This is a genomic window from Streptomyces sp. AHU1 (assembly GCF_045343905.1).
Taxonomy (GTDB): domain Bacteria; phylum Actinomycetota; class Actinomycetes; order Streptomycetales; family Streptomycetaceae; genus Streptomyces; species Streptomyces triticiradicis.
This window is the reverse complement of record NZ_CP174284.1, coordinates 587189-604256: the sequence shown is the minus strand read 5'-3', so window position 1 is coordinate 604256 and position 17068 is coordinate 587189. Positions and strand designations below refer to the sequence as shown.

Genomic DNA, 17068 nt, shown 5'->3' with positions numbered 1-17068 from the left:
CACCTGGCCTGACGCGCCACCACACCACCCGAACGAAGGGACAACTCTCCATGACAGAACCACCCCTGACACCAGCGGTTCGCGACCTGCTCGACCTCACAGACCGTGCGGTCCTGGTGACGGGAGCCAGCGGCGGCATCGGAGCTGCCACGGCCGTACGGCTCGCTGAAGCCGGAGCCGTCGTGGTCGCCCATGCCCATGCCAACCCTGCGCGCCTGGACGACGTGCTCGCCGCCTGCCGCAGATGGGGCAATGAAGCACACGCCGTCACCGGCGACCTCTCCACCCCCGAAGGCGTCGAGCACGTGGTCGATGAAACGGTACGCGCCGCCGGGGTCGTCCACGGAGTGGTGAACAACGCGGCACTACAACCACTGTCACCGCTGGCTGACATGAGCGTCGCCGAGTTCGACGACGTCTTCGCGGTGAATGTACGCGCCGTAGCGCTCCTGACCCAGTACTTCGCGAACCACGCGGCCATAGCGGGCCAGCCTCTGAGCATCGTCAACATCTCCTCGATCGAAGGAGAAATCCCTGCACCCCTGCACAGCCACTACGCGGCATCCAAAGCGGCGGTCATCATGCACACCCGTGCCGCCGCCCTCGAACTCGGCACCTCGGGCATCCGCGTGAACACGATCTTGCCCGGCCTGATCCACCGCCCGGGCATCGAGGAAGCATGGCCTGACGGCGTCGCACGCTGGCACCGCGCGGCCCCCCTCACCCGGCTGGGCACAGGGACCGATGTCGCGGACGCCTGCCTGTTCCTGCTGTCCGAAGCCTCTCGCTGGATCACTGCCGCGACACTTCGCGTCGACGGTGGCGTCAACGCCAACCAGCCCTTCTGAACACCCACCCGCAGGAGAAGACCATGCTGCAGAACCGAGTCGTCGTCGTCACCGGAGCCGGTGGAGGCATCGGCGCCGGAACCGCCGAGATCCTTGCCGAAAAGGGAGCCAAACTCGTCCTCGCCGACTTCAACCGGGATGCCCTGGATGCCGTGACCGCACGGCTCTCCGCATACCCGGTAATCACCGTCGACGGCGACATCACTGACATCGACCACATCGACCAGCTCGTGCACACCGCGGTCGACAAGTACGGCCGCATAGACGGCTGGGTCAACAACGCCGGAATGATCAACCTGTCCTCCGCGTTCGACCTCAGCTCCGACGAAGCCCGCCGTGAACTGAACGTCAACGTCGTTGCAACCCTCGAGTGCGCCAAGGCTGCAGCACGCCAATTCATCGCCCAGGGCGGCGGTGGTCGCATCGTCAACGTCGCCTCCAACGCAGGCAAGGCCGGCTACCCCAACATGGTCATGTACAACGCGAGCAAGGCCGCCGTCATCAGCCTGACCCGCACCCTGGCTGCCGAATGGGCACCGGACGGGATAAATGTCAACGCCGTCTGCCCCGGCGGCGTCAACACCCCGATGCTGCGCCGCGTCGCCGAGTCCATCGCCACCCGCACGCACGAGGACGTGGAACAACTCCTGAGCACCATGCATCCCAGCCAGCTTGGACGCCACATCACCACCAGCGAGATCGGCGCGACTATCGCCTTCCTCTTGAGTGACGCAGCTGCCATCATCCGCGGCCAGTCCATCAACGTCGACGGCGGCGACACCCCCTACTAACCAGCACCGCACACCACGCCACGGGGAGCGGCCAAGTGCCGCTCCCCTCCGAGACACGACTCTCACACACCAGGCCGCACACCCGAACCGCAGCGCATTCACAACCCCAGGAAGGCCACCCATAATGCTCCCTCCCGCCCTCTCCGCCGCCACGCGCCTGCGTGAGCTGACGGGCGCCGAGACCCACGACGTCGCCCTCGTGATGGGCTCCGGCTGGGCTCCCGCCGTGGACGCCCTCGGCACCCCCGAGGCCGACTTCCCGGTCACCGAGCTGCCCGGCTTCCCGGCACCGGCCGTCGAGGGGCACGGCGGCAGGATCCGCTCGTACCGGATCGGCGACAAGCGCGCCCTGGTCTTCCTCGGCCGCACCCACTACTACGAGGGCCGCGGTGTCGCCGCCGTCGCGCACGGCGTCCGTACCGCCGTCGCCGCCGGCTGCAAGACCATCGTCCTCACCAACGGCTGCGGCGGTCTGCGCGAGGGCATGCGCCCCGGTCAGCCCGTGCTGATCAGCGACCACATCAACCTGACGGCCACCTCGCCGATCGTCGGCGCGAACTTCGTCGACCTCACCGACCTGTACTCGCCGCGGCTGCGCGCGCTGTGCAAGGAGGTCGACCCCACGCTGGAGGAGGGCGTCTACGCCCAGTTCCCCGGCCCGCACTACGAGACCCCCGCCGAGATCCGGATGGCCCGTGTCATCGGCGCCGACCTGGTGGGCATGTCGACGACCCTCGAGGCCATCGCCGCGCGCGAGGCGGGCGCCGAGGTGCTCGGCATCTCCCTCGTCACCAACCTCGCCGCCGGCATGACGGGCGAGCCCCTCAACCACGAGGAGGTTCTGCAGGCTGGACAGGACTCAGTGACAGAGATGGGCTACCTGCTGGCGCAAATACTGGACAGGTTGTAGAAGAGGCAGATCGTCGTACCCCTACACGTGTCCATTACCCAGACTTCGTCCGCCACCAGATATACCCGAAATCTGACTGCTCAGGAGTTACCGAGGATCGGCTGGGCCCTCCTGCGTGACGACAGGCCCTTCACCCTCCGCCCACCCGTCGTCCAAGCCGCTGACCAGGGCGAGGCTGATCTCGGTCCAGACCCGAAGCAGGCTGACCCGGTGATGCTCTGACGCTCCGCTCGGGGACTGCGGCGACGTCATTCTCGCCGACGGCCGGGGCCAGCCGCCTGCGAGGTCTTCGCTCGACGGGTCGGCGAAGCCGGGTCCGGCGGGCCGCCAGCGTCATACCGACCAGGTAGCGTCGCTCACCGAACCAAGATCTACAGGAGCACCGCACCAATGGCATAGCACGACTGCATACCGGCCGACGCGATATCGAAGTACCCGCAGCTCAGGAGCCTGACGAAGGCCGAGGAGAGAAGTACCTGCAAGAGCGGCGGGCCGCCTGGACCAGCTATGAGCGGATGAAGGTTGATCAGCGCTTCGCCCAGATCGCGCACCTGAAGCGTCGCTGGCGCTGTCGAGTGATGCTTCGCTGATTAGCTCGTAGTGTGAGTGATAGCCCGCAATCCATATCTCAGGAGATCACAATCATGCAGAAGCTTTCCCTCGAAGCCGAGGCTCGTGAACAGATGGAACGTGCTGCAGAGGCTTCTACTGGCCGCAGCGCCAGGACTGTTTACGGAGGGCATGAACACACGCTGCGCCAGACTGTTCTCGCTTTGACCGCTGGGACCGAGTTGGCGGAGCACGAAAACCCTGGCGAAGCGACCTTGTTGGTGCTGCATGGACGTGTACGGCTTGTCAGCGGTGACACTTCATGGGACGGGCGTACTGGAGACCTCATCGTCATCCCTGTGGCCCGCCACAGTCTTCAGGCACTTGACGATGCGGCCGTACTGCTCACTGTCGCGAAGCGGGCCTGACTGTTGATCGTGAAGATAGAGCTGATGTCCTCCGAGCCCTGCAGGGCCCGGAGGACATCAAAAATGGGTCTGCTGCAGGTTTGGGTGACAGGTTGACCTGCCCCAGGTCCTGGGTTCCAGTTCTGGTGGCTGACTGACAGTCCTTCACAAAAGGCCGGCAGTCATGCTTCGTCCCTGTCTTCCGGAGTTCCGGGCGCGTGCTATCGCGCTGGTCCGCGCCGACAAGCAGGCCAAGCAGACTTCGGTCGGGCTCGGAATCCATCCGGTCACGTTGTCGAAGTAGTTGCGCCAGGACGGCATTGACAACGGGCAACGACCGGGAACGCCGTCGAGCGAGTCCGCTGAGCTGCGGGCCGCTCGCCAGCGGATCCGTGAGCTGGAAACCGAGCTGGGAATCGTCCGGCAGACAGCGAAAGGACTCTGTCTGCAGTTCCGTGAGCCCGGTTCAGCAGGACCGGTAAATCCCCTCGGGATCATCGTGAGCCCATGCGGCGTACTCCTCGAAGCCGAGGTTGCCGATGCTCAGGTTTGCGTGGACGTCGTGGACCCCTGCGGGGACGGTGCGGAACTCACGGCCGAGCTCGGTGAGCTGCTCGTAGTCCTCGTCGTCCACGCACTCCTCCCGCGTCAGCGTGTTGACCGCCAGCAGCGGGTGGCTCTCGACCTGCATGGTTGTCCGGTCGGCGAGGAAGACGACGGCCAGGTTCTCATCGGCGCAGACCGCGTTCAGCGCCTCATCAACGGTCGCTTCCGCCCAGGCCAAGTCGTCTATGAAGTGGACGTGTGCGTCGTACTGCCTGTCCCCCCCCCCCCAGGGCTTCATCAGCACCGCCGTCACGTTCTGCCACGCTTGGTCGTCGTGGTATCCGGTCCTGACGACCAGGACGTCGAACTCATCACGGCCGGTGACAGCGGGCAACGCTCTCATTGATCCTTCTCCTCGGTGACGGTCGGTGAGCCGTGCCCGACTGTCTCAGAGGTCGTTTTCTCCCGTTGTTTCATCCCGGAATCTGGTGTTTGGTCTTTGGTGTCGGGACGCGCCAGGAGATGGTGTTCTCACTGGTGAGGCGGCGGGCCATGAGGTCGGTCATGGCTATGTGGATCATGGCTTCGGAGCGGACGGGCAGGGTTTCGTAGTCGCGGGCCAGTCGGCGGTGGAGCATGAGCCAGCCGTAGGTCCGCTCGACCACCCACCGCTTCGCAATCGGGGTGAATCCCCTGGTCCCAGGCCTGCGTTGAGTGATTTCCATCTCGATGCCGAGGCCGGCGGCGTGCTCGACGAGGTGGTGGCGGTAACCGCCGTCGACCCACACCTTGCGGATGCGGGGGTGTTCGGCGGCTACCTGGTCCAGGAGTCGGGTGCCGGCGACGGAGTCCTGCACGCTAGCCGCGGTGACCAGCACGGCAAGGAGAAGGCCGATCGTGTCGGTGACGATGCTCCGCTTCCGCCCGACGATCTTCTTCCCGGCGTCGATGCCCTGGCTGGAGGCGGGCGCGCTGGTGGAGGTTTTCACGCTCTGCGCGTCGATCACGCAGGCCGACGGTTCGGCCTCCCGTCCCTCCTTCTGCCGCAAGAGCTGCCTGAGCAGGCCGTTGAGCTGGGTGAACACGCCTTCTTGCTGCCAGCGGGCGAAGTAGCCGTAGACCGTGTTCCAGTGGGGGAAGTCGTGCGGGAGGTAGCGCCACTGGACGCCGGTGCGGTCCACGTACAAGATCGCGTCCATGATGTCGCGCAGGCCGTGCTCGGGCGGCCGGCCGAAGTCCAGAGCTCTGCCGCGGCGCTCGAAACGCCAGGCCGCCAGGACCGGCTCGATCAACTCCCAGCGGGCATCGGACAGATCACTCGGATACGGGCGTCGCTTGGCCATGCTTCCGGGGTACTGCCCCGACCCGAGTGCGCCCAGTCGCGCCGAATCGGCGCTCGAAGCACACAACCTCGAGGACCGGGCATCCTGGGATGAGACAGGATTGCGGCCCTTTCCGCCCCATCAGCAACATCCCCTGACCCACAGGTATCGACGGCCTCCAAGACCTCGCCTGCACCATCATCCATCGCCCAGAGAATCGCCTGATAACCAGGCAAGACAGGTGAAAACGACCTCTCACAGGCCGTTTTCGAGTATGCGAGTCCGTAGCAGTTCGAACGAGACTCGGCCGTACATTGCCCTCTTGAGTGTTTTCACCCGGTTCACGTGGCCTTCAACGGCGCCGGAGCTCCAGGGGAGGGAGAGACCGGCGGTGACGGCGTCGAGGTCCTAGCGGAGGAAGCAGGTGAAGCCCTTCATGGGCTTGGGTGCGTCCTGTTCGGCCTGCCGGATTCACTCCAGCATGAGGTATCCGCGCTAGTGACGGACCAGGCCGGCGAAGGCACAGGCGAGGTCGCAGGCCCGGGTGAGGTCCGGGCAGGCGAGCCGGACCTGAATGAGGCGCTCGTTCTGGCTGTCGGTGAGGGTCTCGCGGGGCCTCATGATCCAGGAGGTGATCTTGCGGGGGCTGGGGATGTCGGCCCGGACCGGTTCGGCGGTGCCCGCGCGCAGGGCAGCAAGGTGTTTGCGGACGACCTGGCAGCAACTGCTCATCGCTGTTCATCTGATCAGCGTTGCAGCCACCACCAACAAAACGGGCCCACCCGGAACATCTTCCGACGTAGCGGTCAGGCAGCTCCGGCGAAGGCGATCCCGCTGTCTGTGTCCTCGGAGGTGGCTGGGACAGGCGATATGGAGTGCGACGAAACGGTTTGCAGGCGGCCGCCGTGTAGAGAGGCGACCGCCTGGTCCTGCCGTGGCTGACCATCACGGCAGAGAGCCGCCCTTACCGGAACAGAGAGTGAGAGGCGACGTGACACCTGATCGTCCCGCAATCTTTTGCCCCCAAGGCAACGACTCGCCCGGAGGCAGTCGCCACCGACGAAAACCCACTCGTCTGCACGCAGGAAGGCCGGTGCATCGTGTCGTACCCGACGTTGCGTCGTTGAGCCGATCGGCGCGTGTGACATCAACGCCTTTGAAGCTGTGCGCCGTTTGAGGGCCCAAAACCTCGTAAGAATCGCGCTCAAGGCTAAGGAGGCAAAAGGGTGCACGGCCACCAGCCGCACACCCTGCGCTCCGGCATCCGGCCGACGCCCGGGAAGCGATGTGTCCGCTCTCCAGGACAAACATTCAGGGGCAAGGGCGCTCCGCGCCTGTGCGCGGGCTTGCGGTCATCGCTGGGCACGGCACGAGGTCCTCACTCCTGCGCCCCGCTGACGTGGCGAGGTCCCCAACCCGCTAACAATGAGGAGCAGCGGCAGCCTGGACCGACTCCTCCTCCTCAAAATCCCCAGGCCACTCTTGATGCCCCGATGGTGTCCTGCTGCATGTGAGTGATGATCTATCTGGCCAGCGAACAGGGGCATCCGTAGTCTTAAGTACAGTCCGACCCTGCCACTGCTCTGGCAGGGCCGGACCACCCGGTGAGACCGTGGCAGCATGACCTCGCAAGCAGAGGCGCTGTCGCGTTGTTGGGTGCGTGGGTGCCTGATGGTGTGGCGGGGCCCGGGTGAGCTCCGCCGCGAGGGTGACGCCGTTGACCGTGGGACCATCCCCTCGCGTGTGGGGAGCAGGAGGGCCGTGACGGCGCCCGCGCCCACTACGGGGGATCATCACCGCTCGCGGGGATGATCCCACGCCCAGCGCGCTCGCGATGACCTGGCCGTCCTGCTCTCCGCGCCTACGGGGATGTTTGTCGGTGACGGCTGGAAAGTGGACCAGTTGCGGCGCCTGGGTTCTGACACTTGTCGCAACGTTCCTTGATCATGAGGGGTGTGTTGATGGCGAGGCGGGGACGCAAGCGCAGGCTGGAATTCGAGGCCGCGTACGGGCGGCTTCTGGCGGCTGGAGTGGGCAGTGTCGAGGCCTGCAGGCGCCTTGGGACCGGGCGTAAGGCGGGCTACCGGTGGCGGGCGGAGAACGGTGGCGTGCAGCCGGACCACCTGCCCGAAGCCTCGCGTTCGGGCAGGTGCTTGTCGCTGCTGAAGCGTCGCAGGATCACCTCGCTGCGTGCTCGTGGTCTGGGCGTTCGGGAGATAGCGGCCTGCTCGGACGGTCGCCGTCGACGGTCAGCCGTGGGCTGCGGCGCAACAGCCGGCCGCACGAATACGGCAGGTACGACGCCGATCTGGCCCGCCACCGCGGCCGTGAACGGGCCGCACGTCCCCGACGCTCCAAACTCTCCACCGATCCCGGCCTCAGCGCCGAGGGACAGGCCGGACTCGACCTGGAATAAAGCCCCGAGCAGAACGCCACCCATCTCAGGAACCGCCGGCCTGACCGTCCCGAGCGGCACCTTTGCCACGAGACCATCTACCGAGCCCTCTGCCAAGGCGCCAGGGACGGTTTGAGCAGGACGTTGACCAGGAAGCTTCGCACCGGCCGGCCGTTGAAGAAGAAGCGTCGCCGTGCTGACCAGCGCATGCCCCGATTCGTCGCCTCCGCCGTCCTCATCGACCGCTGGCCCCAATCGTCGAGCTGCGCAAGCGTCTCGGCGACCGGGAAGGCGACCTGATCGTGGGCGTCCGCAGCCAGTGCGCGGTCGCCACGATCATCGACCGACGAACCCGCTGTCACAGCCTCATTCCGCTGCCGGACGAACACTCCGCCGGCCAGGTGCGCGGCGCCCTCGTCGCCGCCCTGAACGCACTGCCGGAACGGGCACGCCGGAGCCTGACCTGGGATCAGGGCTCCGAGATGATCCGCCATCACGAACTCGCGCCCTGCTTCACCGACGGGATCTTCTTCGCAAGACCCGTCAGCCCCTGGGAGAGAGGCATGAACGAGAATGCCGACGGCCTGGTCCGGCAGTGCCTGCTCAAGCGCACGAACCTGTCTCTCCACACTCCTGACGATCTCCGTGCGGTCGAGCAGCGGCTCAACAACCGACCCGGCAACATTCTGAGCTGGCAGACTCTGGCCCAAGCGTTCACCGAGGTTCTGGCACTCTGAGCTTGCAATGTTGCGACGACCATACGAATCCGCCGCGAGCCAGTCGGCGCCGTCCCGGGTCGTGGCAACTCAGGCGATGAGCTGGTCGACGTAGGCAGAATCAGCCCGAACCTGGATAAAATGATAGGCCCTTCGTGTCCACTGCTACGTGTCTCTTCCGCCCGTTAATCAACTTTGCGGGATTGCAGCCGCGGGCCGTCAGGCTCACCGTGGACGCGCCCATGACCGACTGCGAATCGATGATCACTTTGACCGGTTCATTGATTCCTAATGCGGTCTGTCAAGCCGCGAGGGTGGTGGGTAGTACGGGTTCGTAGGTTCGTCCGTCGCGTAGGAGGGCCCAACCAGCCTGATACCTGAGGCCGCTTCGGGGAGAGCTTGACGGGCTTTGACCCAAGGCCCGACCGCGTTCTCGGATCCGAGAACTCAGATCGGTGTCTCTGGATCTCGCCGAACTCAACGTCTGTCATGGAGGACGCAAAAGATCGGATCGCCGCAGGAGGCACCATGATCAGCGTTCCCGCCAATTTCGACGAGATCCGGGCCCCACGTGGCTCCACCCTGAACTGTCTTGGTTGGCAGCAGGAGGGCGCCCTGCGGATGCTCATGAACAATCTTGACCCCGAGGTCGCTGAGCATCCAGAACACCTGGTCGTCTATGGCGGCACCGGCAAGGCTGCCCGCAACTGGGCCGCCTACAACGCCATCGTTCGCACCCTCAAGACGCTGAAGAACGACGAGACCCTTCTGGTGCAGTCAGGCAAGCCGGTTGGCGTCATGCGTACCCATGAGTGGGCGCCACGGGTACTCCTGGCCAACTCCAACCTTGTAGGAGACTGGGCTAACTGGGAGGAGTTCCGGTCTCTGGAGGCCCAGGGCCTGACAATGTACGGGCAGATGACCGCCGGCTCCTGGATCTACATCGGCAGTCAAGGCATCCTTCAAGGCACGTACGAGACCTTCGGTGCGGTTGCGCGCAAGAAGTTTGACGGAACCCTGGCCGGGACCATCACCCTGACCGCCGGTCTTGGTGGCATGGGCGGTGCTCAGCCGCTCGCTGTGACGATGAACGGCGGGGTCGCGATTTGCGTTGACTGTGACCCGTCACGTATCGAACGCCGCATCGCCCACCGCTACCTCGACATCGCTGCGAACTCCCTCGAGCACGCGCTTCAGCTCGCCGTTGAGGCCAGGGACGCCCGCAAACCGCTGTCCATCGGTCTCATCGGAAACGCCGCAGAAGTGTTTCCCAGGCTGCTGGAGGTTGGCGCGCCTATCGACATCGTGACCGATCAGACCTCGGCGCACGACCCTCTGTCCTACCTCCCCCTGGGTGTGACAGTGGAAGAGTGGCACGAACAGGCCGGCAAAGACCCTGCCCACTTCACCGAGCGCTCCCGGGCGTCCATGGCCAAGCATGTCGAAGCCATGGTCGGTTTTCTCGACAAGGGCGCCGAGGTCTTTGACTACGGGAACTCCATCCGCGATGAGGCCCGCAAGGCGGGCTATCAGCGTGCGTTCGACTTCCCTGGCTTCGTGCCGGCCCACATCCGCCCGCTATTCGAAGAGGGCCTTGGCCCATTTCGCTGGGCTGCGCTGTCCGGAGACCCGAAGGACATCGAGGCCACGGACAGGGCGGTTCTAGAGTTGTTCCCGGACAACGAGCACCTGCATCGCTGGATCAAGATGGCCGGTGAACGCGTGGCCTTCGAGGGCCTGCCAGCCCGTATCTGCTGGCTTGGCTACAACGAGCGTCATCGCGCGGGTCTTCGGTTCAACGAGATGGTTGCTTCTGGCGAGGTCTCCGCTCCTCTCGCTATCGGCCGTGACCACCTGGACTCCGGTTCCGTCGCCTCGCCCTACCGCGAAACCGAGTCGATGCTGGACGGTTCCGACGCAATAGCCGACTGGCCACTGCTCAACGCCCTTGTGAACACCTCCTCAGGGGCGTCCTGGGTTTCCGTCCACCACGGCGGCGGCGTGGGTATGGGCCGCTCCATCCACGCGGGTCAGGTGTGCATCGCGGACGGCACCGAACTCGCCGCGCAGAAACTGGCCCGCGTCCTCACCAACGACCCTGCTATGGGCGTCATCCGTCACGTGGACGCCGGTTACGAGCACGCCACCCTCGTTGCGCAGCAGCGAGGCGTGCGCATCCCGATGGCGGAGGTGGGAGGGAAGTGAGTATGGATCACACCGTGACCGTGGCTGCAGACGCGGCCCCAAAGTCCTGGTCGGGCCGGGACGACGGCCCGGGAAAGGACAATCTGCGATGGCACCATGTAGTAGGCACAGACGCTCAGCATGCCGAACCATGCGACGCAGCGCTTGTCGGCTTCCGCAGTGATGAGGGAGTGCGGCGGAACAAGGGCCGTCAGGGTGCGCGGAACGGCCCGCGCGCGCTGCGCGACGCCCTCTCCTCCCTGGCGCTACCAGCAGCGATGCGGATACTCGACGTCGGCGACATCGAGGTAGGTGACGGCAACCTGGAAGGCGGACATCAACGCCTAGGCGCAGTGATCACCCCGCTTCTCGACCGACGCCACCCCGTCCTGGTGCTGGGGGGCGGCCACGAGGTGGCCTACGGCAGCTACCTCGGACTCGCCCACAGCCGCGCGCTGCGTGAAGGCAGCCGTCTTGGAGTACTGAACCTCGACGCCCACTTCGACCTTCGCGACGATGCACAGGCCAGCTCCGGGACACCATTCCTGCAGATGTCGCGGAACGAGACACAGCACGGACGGCAGCTCAACTATTGGGTGCTCGGTGTGAGCCAGCCAAGCAACACGCAGCGGCTATTCGACACCGCGGATGCGTTGGGCGTGCACTATCTCCAGGACGTCGAGTGCCGCCTGCTCGATCTGCCTCGTGTAGACGGGTTTCTTGATGAGTTCCTCGACAGCTGTGACGTCGTGCACCTCAGTATCGATCTCGATGTGCTGCCCGCCGCTGTTGCTCCGGGTGTCAGTGCCCCAGCTGCCTACGGCGTACAGATGGAAGTCATCGAGCACGCATGCGCCAAGGTGGCAGCGAGTGGCAAGCTGGCCGTCTGCGACATCGCCGAACTGAACCCGGATCTCGACATCGACAATCGCACGGCGCGAACCGGTGCCCGCCTGATCCACCGCATCCTGACATCGAAAAGTGCGCCGACTCTGCAGGAGTGAACAAGGCGAGGCCCAAGGGCGGGTCGGGAGCGCACCAGTGCCTGCATCCGTCGCCACCAAGTAATTTGCCAGGCTGCGAAAGGACAGCCGCAGCCTGGCAATCCGCCTTTGCCGCCAACGTTCCCAAGCCCTGGCCGTAGGAGAGATGGCAAGACACTGGGCGAGGCTCTGTGGCCCGTGACGGCCGACAGCGCGCAGCACTGTTGCAGGTGGGACGTCGGCCGCCTCACGCCCACAGCGCGAGCCGCCCTAAGCCTTGAGCTTGTCCGTGCATCTCGTCTCCTGCCCCGACGTGTCGTCGGCCCTGGCGGTCAGGCGGGCCATGACACCCTCCGTGCGCACGAGCATGTTTCCGAAGCAGTGCTCTGTACCACTCATTCCACCTTCGTCGGCCTCGCCTCATGGGCGGCTGCTGCACGACGTCGTGTGAAGGGACCATTTAGATGGACGATCGTGCCCCTCAGACAGAAATCCCCACTCCCCTGACCGCCAGCGTCTACAACAGTGTCGGCCAGATGCGCGCTGACGCATGGAGTTCGCTCGAGGAACTCGCACGCCGCTGGGCAGAGGGCCCTAGCATCGGCATCTTCGCGCAGCAAACTGCCCAGCAGCTGGAGGAACTGTTCGAACTCCTGACTTCGATCGAGAACTGCTGGGCCTTCCCTGGCAAGACAGGGTTCATCGAGCTTCGCCGGCTGTACGAACTCGGTGACCGCCAGCGATTGGCCCAGCGTGTGATGGAGTTGAACCGGGCACTGGGGACCGATGCCTACCGAAGCGCCTCACCCACCCGTGCTGGCCTGGAGGATGCAGTCGGCGAAGAACCTCACATAGGCCCGACAAAACCGTACTTTGAGGTTCTCGTGGTCGGTGATCTCGATGACACGGAAGCGGAAAAACTGCGCAAAAGGCTGTTCCACCTACGTCGCGAGGAGGACGAGTTCATCTACAGCCTCATCATGGCGTCCAGCTTCGAGGACGCGGTGATCGCGACACTGGTGAACTCCAGCGTGCAGGCCGTGGTGATAAAACATCGATTCGCCAATCGGTCCCAGCACAACTTGCAGGTGGTGCGGCGCTTCTTCGACGACCCCGTCACAGAGGACATCCTGCAGGGGCAGTCCTTCGAGCAGCGCGCACAGCTACTTGGCGACCGTCTCCATGCCGTGCGGCCGGAGTTGGATCTCTATCTCATGACGGAAGCGTCGGTGGAGAGGACCGCGGGCACGCTCAGCCAACATTTCGCGCGGGTTTTTCACGCACGAGAAGGACTGCTTGACCTGCATCTTTCGATCCTGCACGGTATTGGCGAGCGGTACAGGACGCCATTCTTCACCGCCCTACGGGCGCACAGCCAGAGGCCAACCGGCGTGTTCCATGCTCTGCCCATCTCCCATGGAACCTCAGTGATCAACTCTCACTGGATCCCAGAGATGGCCCGTTTTTACGGCCTTAACACCTTTCTCGCCGAGACGTCTGCTACCTCTGGCGGGCTAGACTCGCTGCTGGAACCCACCGGGCCGCTGAAGGAAGCCCAAAACCTCGCAGCCCAGGCGTTCGGCGCCCGGCAAACGTACTTCGTCACCAATGGCACATCCACCGCCAACAAGATAGTTGTGCAGACTTTGGTCCGTCCCGGCGACATCGTGTTGGTGGACCGGAACTGTCACAAGTCACACCACTACGGGCTGATGCTCGCCGGCGCCCACGTGGTTTACCTCGACGCCTATCCGCTCGATCATTACGGCATGTATGGAGCTGTGCCGATAAAGGAGATCAAGCGAAAGCTGCTGATGTTGCGGCGAGAGGGTATCCTGCACCGCGTTAAACTGCTCCTGCTCACCAACTGCACTTTCGACGGGATCGTCTACAACCCGACGCGAGTGATGGAGGAATGCCTGGCAATTAAGCCAGACCTTGCATTCCTGTGGGACGAGGCATGGTTCGCTTTCGCGCGCTTCCACCCGGTGTACCGCCGACGCACTGCGATGGCCGGCGCACAGGATTTGATCGATCGCTTCCGCGACGCGCGCTACGCCGACGAGTACGCCGCACACAGGCAGCAACTCGGCGACAACCCGGATGACGAGTGCCTGCTCGACCAACGCCTCATGCCTGACCCCGACACCGCCCGCGTCCGAGTGTACGCCACCCAGTCAACGCACAAGACCCTGACCTCGCTGCGCCAGGGGTCCATGATCCACGTTTTCGACCAGGACTTCAGGCACAAAGTGGCGGAAACATTCCGCGAGGCGTACATGACGCATACGTCGACCTCTCCCAGCTATCAGATCCTTGCCTCCCTTGACCTCGGGCGGCGTCAAGCCTCACTGGAAGGCTTCGAATTGGTGCAGAAGCAACTCGAGCAGGCGGGAGTTCTCAGAGACGCAATTGACCAGCACCCACTTCTCAGCCGATACCTGAGATTCCTTACCACCCCCGAACTCATACCGGCACAGTTCCGATTGTCCGGTATCGATCAACCACTGAGGACCGGACTGTCGAGAATGGCAGCGGCTTGGGAAGAGGACGAGTTCGTCCTCGACCCCGCCCGGGCAACACTGCACGTGGGGCTCACCGGGATTGACGGAGACACTTTCAAGCATGAATATCTAATGGACCGCTATGGTGTTCAGGTCAATAAGACTACACGGAACACCCTGCTCTTCATGACCAACATCGGAACAACCCGCAGCGCCGTCGCCTATCTCATCGAAGTGCTCGTCAAAATCATTGAGGAGTTGGAGGGGCGAATCGATGAGATGAGCCCTTCAGAGCGCACCCTGCACCATCGACAGGTATGTTCGCTCAGCGATCCGTCCGCCGGCCTGCCCGACTTCAGCGCATTTCATGCAAGATTCCGCCCCGCCATTCATACTTCCGTGGGGGACCTGCGCGAGGCCTTCTTCCTCGCGTACGACGCCAGCCAATGCGAGTACATGACGTCCGAGCAAGCCTCCGAAGCCATCGCAGACGGCCGTGAAATTGTTTCGGCAACCTTCGTCACACCATACCCCCCAGGATTTCCCGCGCTGGTCCCGGGCCAGCTGATCAGCGAGAAAGTACTGGCCTACATGCAGGCACTGGACACCCGAGAAATACATGGATACCGCCCGGAGGCGGGCTACCGCATCTTCACCGAATCCGCACTGAAACGAATAATGCCCGAAGAAGGAGTTGACAATGGAGATCTTTAGGTCGAATGAGCGCACAACTGCGGCGTGGAAAAACGGGGGAGGCATCACCCGGGAGGTTGCCGTAGGGCCACCGGGGGCTGGAATAGACAATTTCACCTGGCGTGTCAGTCTGGCCGACGTTTCACGCAGCGGCCCGTTCTCCATTTTTAATGGTATCGACCGGACCATCACTTTGGTCGACGGGCCGGGGATGAAACTCGTGGTGGACGGCGTACCGCACGAAATATACCCCTACGAACCCTTCACCTTCTCTGGCGATGCAGTCGCTGAATGCATACTTCCTGGCAGCCCGATTGTCGACTTCAACGTCATGGTCAGGCGCAGCAGGGCGACGGCGCAGGTAAGGATGGTGCGCGACCGAGTGCCTATACAACCCTCTTACGGTGACTGTGTGCTTGCCATTCCGCTCACTGGTTCAGCCGTCCTCCAGCAGGCCGATGTCACCCTCCAACGACTCGACGCGGCGCTGCTCTTGGACGGAAGCCAAGACACCATCGACGTCACAGGAGTGACGGCTGTCGTCACGCTCACTGCCGCGCCGACCAGCCCGACCTTCGACTGACAGCCGCGACACGAGGCGAACTGGTAGGCCCCCTCGATGCGGGCCAGGCACTCGCGCTTCCACATCGACTCGGTACTGGAGAGACTCAGGCCCGCTCGCCCCAAAAGCCCCAGCCAGCAGACGCCATAGCATACCCGTGCGTTGACCGGCCCATGTGCAAGTCTGGCTTGAGGGGCGGGCGATCTGCGACGAGCACCTATCACGGACGGCTGGCGCAGGCACTATCGCCTAAAGCGCAGGCGGATCCAACCGTTGACACGGGGCGCACACCAGCGTGGATGGCCGAGGTCTCTCCCCGTGAAGCTTGACGACCTCTACAGTGGCGAAGTGGTGACAGCTCGCGGCCCACCGGCTGTGCGCAGTTTGGCGACTGTGACGATCGCGAAGGTCATGGTCAGCCCGATGGACAACAATGCCTACCTGCTGCGCTGCCGGACTACCGGTCAGCAACTGCTGATCGATGCCGCGCATGACGCCTCCACGCTTCTGCGTCTGGTCGGCGACCGCGACCTCTCCGCAGTGGTCACCACACACCGGCACCATGATTAACCGAAGCCGACGTCCGGCCCCGCCTTCACGACTGCACGAAGCGGGCACTGGTCGAGACGGAGGTCGCACAGCCCCCTCTTCACGAGGTTCATCTGCGCGCATCAGTCGCTGGCCCTCCTTGGGGGGCGGCCGGAGACTGCGGCCGTCAGCTGCGTTGCACCCCGTTGCAGGACTTCCCACACATAGTCCGCATCGTGTCGGCGGTAATGCCGATGCCATGTGCTGCTGAGCGCTGCTATGGGCCGTGCGTTGTGGTCGAATGCTGCCACGCCCATCGAGCGGAATCCTTTGGAGACCAGCTCGACCTCCTCCGACCAGCCGCGTTCACGATCGCGGGAGAGCAGGCTCAGTAGTTCAGTCAGCGAACGCGGGCCCTTGCCGGTGCGAGTGATGAGGTTCCCCGGCGGTGGGAAGAGCGCACCGATCTGCGCGTCGGTGGAATGGGCCAGGATGGCGCGGCCGTTGGCCGTCAGGTGCGCCGGCAGTCGAACGCCGATATCGGTTATGAGGCTGGGTTCCTTCTCGTCGGAGCGGACCCTGGCCGGGCGTTCCTTGAGGAGGTAGACCGTCTCCGCGCCGTGGAGGATACCCAAGTGAACCGTTTGACCAAGCCGTTTGGACAGGCTCTGGAGGATGGGTCGTGCGAGTCGTTCCAGAGGTTCGTGCCGCAGGTAGGCGGAGCCAATTTCGAAGGATGCGACACCGAGGCCGTACGCCTGCTCCGTGGCGACATAGGTGACGAAGCCGCGGTCCTCCAGGACTCTGAGGATGTGATAGGCGGAGGACGGTGGGATGCCGAGGTCCCGGGCCAGCGCCGCAACCCGGACCAGACCGGAATGGCCTGCGAGGTACAGAAGGATGTCCAGCGCGCGGCCCACGGCCGGCGACGTGCTGGATGACGTTCCGCGTTCACTCACCCTTTCACCTCTTGGCAAGACATGTACGACAGTGGATATTGCCGGTGTTTCTTCGCGCTGAGTCGTTGATGGCGGCCACTACTGACGGGTGACCGCCTCCGCGCAGACCTCAAGGAACCAGCGCACAGCGTTCGCGCCTTCGCGATTGCAGCTCAGCGAGCGGACTCCTCA

General features: G+C 64.2%; 14 protein-coding genes and 3 pseudogenes. 11 read left to right on the top strand and 6 right to left on the bottom strand.

What is annotated here, in order from left to right; all coding sequences use genetic code 11:
- Window positions 1–50: 50 nt before the first annotated feature.
- The 5 genes and pseudogenes from ACICHK_RS43505 to ACICHK_RS43485 form a co-directional block, all read left to right on the top strand.
- Window positions 51–848, top strand: coding sequence for an SDR family NAD(P)-dependent oxidoreductase (locus tag ACICHK_RS43505; protein WP_406841860.1), 798 nt, complete (start codon window positions 51–53; stop codon window positions 846–848).
- Between the two features lie 23 nt (window positions 849–871).
- Window positions 872–1639, top strand: coding sequence for an SDR family NAD(P)-dependent oxidoreductase (locus ACICHK_RS43500; RefSeq protein WP_406841859.1), 768 nt, complete (start codon window positions 872–874; stop codon window positions 1637–1639).
- A 124-nt stretch (window positions 1640–1763) separates the two neighbouring features.
- The gene (locus tag ACICHK_RS43495) at window positions 1764–2549 is read left to right on the top strand and encodes a purine-nucleoside phosphorylase (RefSeq protein ID WP_406841858.1); all 786 of its coding nucleotides are present in this window, start codon (window positions 1764–1766) and stop codon (window positions 2547–2549) included.
- Between the two features lie 644 nt (window positions 2550–3193).
- Window positions 3194–3526, top strand: a complete 333-nt coding sequence (locus ACICHK_RS43490) for a cupin domain-containing protein (RefSeq protein ID WP_406841857.1) — start codon at window positions 3194–3196, stop codon at window positions 3524–3526.
- Window positions 3527–3689: 163 nt separating this feature from the next.
- A pseudogene (locus tag ACICHK_RS43485) lies at window positions 3690–3947 on the top strand (IS3 family transposase); the annotation flags it as partial.
- Between the two features lie 24 nt (window positions 3948–3971).
- On the opposite strand, the gene ACICHK_RS43480 reads toward ACICHK_RS43485, so the two are convergent.
- The 3 genes from ACICHK_RS43480 to ACICHK_RS43470 form a co-directional block, all read right to left on the bottom strand.
- A complete protein-coding gene (locus tag ACICHK_RS43480) occupies window positions 3972–4454 on the bottom strand; it encodes a DUF6924 domain-containing protein (RefSeq protein WP_406841856.1) in 483 nt (160 codons plus the stop codon).
- Between the two features lie 70 nt (window positions 4455–4524).
- Window positions 4525–5394, bottom strand: coding sequence for an IS5 family transposase (locus ACICHK_RS43475; protein WP_406841855.1), 870 nt, complete (start codon window positions 5392–5394; stop codon window positions 4525–4527).
- A gap of 474 nt (window positions 5395–5868) precedes the next feature.
- Window positions 5869–6105 (bottom strand): hypothetical protein, encoded by a 237-nt coding sequence (locus ACICHK_RS43470; protein ID WP_406841854.1) that lies wholly within the window; start codon window positions 6103–6105, stop codon window positions 5869–5871.
- Between the two features lie 1965 nt (window positions 6106–8070).
- Between ACICHK_RS43470 and ACICHK_RS43465 the strand changes: the two genes are divergently transcribed.
- Complete coding sequence (locus tag ACICHK_RS43465; protein WP_406841853.1) at window positions 8071–8505, top strand: IS30 family transposase; 435 nt, start codon at window positions 8071–8073, stop codon at window positions 8503–8505.
- A gap of 124 nt (window positions 8506–8629) precedes the next feature.
- On the opposite strand, the pseudogene ACICHK_RS43460 reads toward ACICHK_RS43465, so the two are convergent.
- Window positions 8630–8758 (bottom strand): annotated as a pseudogene (locus tag ACICHK_RS43460) (IS5/IS1182 family transposase); the annotation flags it as partial.
- A gap of 254 nt (window positions 8759–9012) precedes the next feature.
- On the opposite strand from ACICHK_RS43460, the gene hutU reads away from it, so the two are divergent.
- Window positions 9013–10689: a urocanate hydratase gene (hutU, locus tag ACICHK_RS43455; protein ID WP_406841852.1), complete on the top strand. Its 1677-nt coding sequence runs from the start codon at window positions 9013–9015 to the stop codon at window positions 10687–10689.
- A gap of 2 nt (window positions 10690–10691) precedes the next feature.
- Complete coding sequence (gene hutG / locus ACICHK_RS43450) at window positions 10692–11672, top strand: formimidoylglutamase (RefSeq protein WP_406841851.1); 981 nt, start codon at window positions 10692–10694, stop codon at window positions 11670–11672.
- Between the two features lie 249 nt (window positions 11673–11921).
- Here hutG and ACICHK_RS43445 read toward each other — a convergent pair whose 3' ends face one another.
- Window positions 11922–12050, bottom strand: coding sequence for a hypothetical protein (locus tag ACICHK_RS43445; protein WP_406841850.1), 129 nt, complete (start codon window positions 12048–12050; stop codon window positions 11922–11924).
- Between the two features lie 65 nt (window positions 12051–12115).
- On the opposite strand from ACICHK_RS43445, the gene ACICHK_RS43440 reads away from it, so the two are divergent.
- The 3 genes and pseudogenes from ACICHK_RS43440 to ACICHK_RS43430 form a co-directional block, all read left to right on the top strand.
- Entirely contained in the window at window positions 12116–14869 is a 2754-nt protein-coding gene (locus ACICHK_RS43440; RefSeq protein WP_406841849.1) for an aminotransferase class I/II-fold pyridoxal phosphate-dependent enzyme, read from the top strand.
- Window positions 14856–15431, top strand: coding sequence for a HutD family protein (locus ACICHK_RS43435; RefSeq protein WP_406841848.1), 576 nt, complete (start codon window positions 14856–14858; stop codon window positions 15429–15431). The genes ACICHK_RS43440 and ACICHK_RS43435 overlap by 14 nt, the downstream gene beginning before the upstream one ends.
- A 297-nt stretch (window positions 15432–15728) precedes the next feature.
- Window positions 15729–15977: pseudogene (locus ACICHK_RS43430) on the top strand (MBL fold metallo-hydrolase); the annotation flags it as partial.
- 104 nt (window positions 15978–16081) lie between these two features.
- Here the strand turns inward: ACICHK_RS43430 and ACICHK_RS43425 are convergent.
- A complete protein-coding gene (locus tag ACICHK_RS43425) occupies window positions 16082–16897 on the bottom strand; it encodes an IclR family transcriptional regulator (RefSeq protein WP_406841847.1) in 816 nt (271 codons plus the stop codon).
- Window positions 16898–17068 lie beyond the last annotated feature (171 nt).

What these genes read in the sequence shown, in the direction of transcription:
- ACICHK_RS43445 (WP_406841850.1), bottom strand. Translation starts at nt 12,050, where the DNA reads ATGAGTGGTACAGAGCACTGCTTCGGAAACATGCTCGTGCGCACGGAG.
- ACICHK_RS43490 (WP_406841857.1), top strand. Translation starts at nt 3,194, where the DNA reads ATGCAGAAGCTTTCCCTCGAAGCCGAGGCTCGTGAACAGATGGAACGT.
- hutU (WP_406841852.1), top strand. Translation starts at nt 9,013, where the DNA reads ATGATCAGCGTTCCCGCCAATTTCGACGAGATCCGGGCCCCACGTGGC.
- ACICHK_RS43500 (WP_406841859.1), top strand. Translation starts at nt 872, where the DNA reads ATGCTGCAGAACCGAGTCGTCGTCGTCACCGGAGCCGGTGGAGGCATC.
- ACICHK_RS43480 (WP_406841856.1), bottom strand. Translation starts at nt 4,454, where the DNA reads ATGAGAGCGTTGCCCGCTGTCACCGGCCGTGATGAGTTCGACGTCCTG.
- ACICHK_RS43470 (WP_406841854.1), bottom strand. Translation starts at nt 6,105, where the DNA reads ATGAGCAGTTGCTGCCAGGTCGTCCGCAAACACCTTGCTGCCCTGCGC.
- ACICHK_RS43440 (WP_406841849.1), top strand. Translation starts at nt 12,116, where the DNA reads ATGGACGATCGTGCCCCTCAGACAGAAATCCCCACTCCCCTGACCGCC.
- ACICHK_RS43475 (WP_406841855.1), bottom strand. Translation starts at nt 5,394, where the DNA reads ATGGCCAAGCGACGCCCGTATCCGAGTGATCTGTCCGATGCCCGCTGG.
- hutG (WP_406841851.1), top strand. Translation starts at nt 10,692, where the DNA reads ATGGATCACACCGTGACCGTGGCTGCAGACGCGGCCCCAAAGTCCTGG.
- ACICHK_RS43495 (WP_406841858.1), top strand. Translation starts at nt 1,764, where the DNA reads ATGCTCCCTCCCGCCCTCTCCGCCGCCACGCGCCTGCGTGAGCTGACG.
- ACICHK_RS43505 (WP_406841860.1), top strand. Translation starts at nt 51, where the DNA reads ATGACAGAACCACCCCTGACACCAGCGGTTCGCGACCTGCTCGACCTC.
- ACICHK_RS43435 (WP_406841848.1), top strand. Translation starts at nt 14,856, where the DNA reads ATGGAGATCTTTAGGTCGAATGAGCGCACAACTGCGGCGTGGAAAAAC.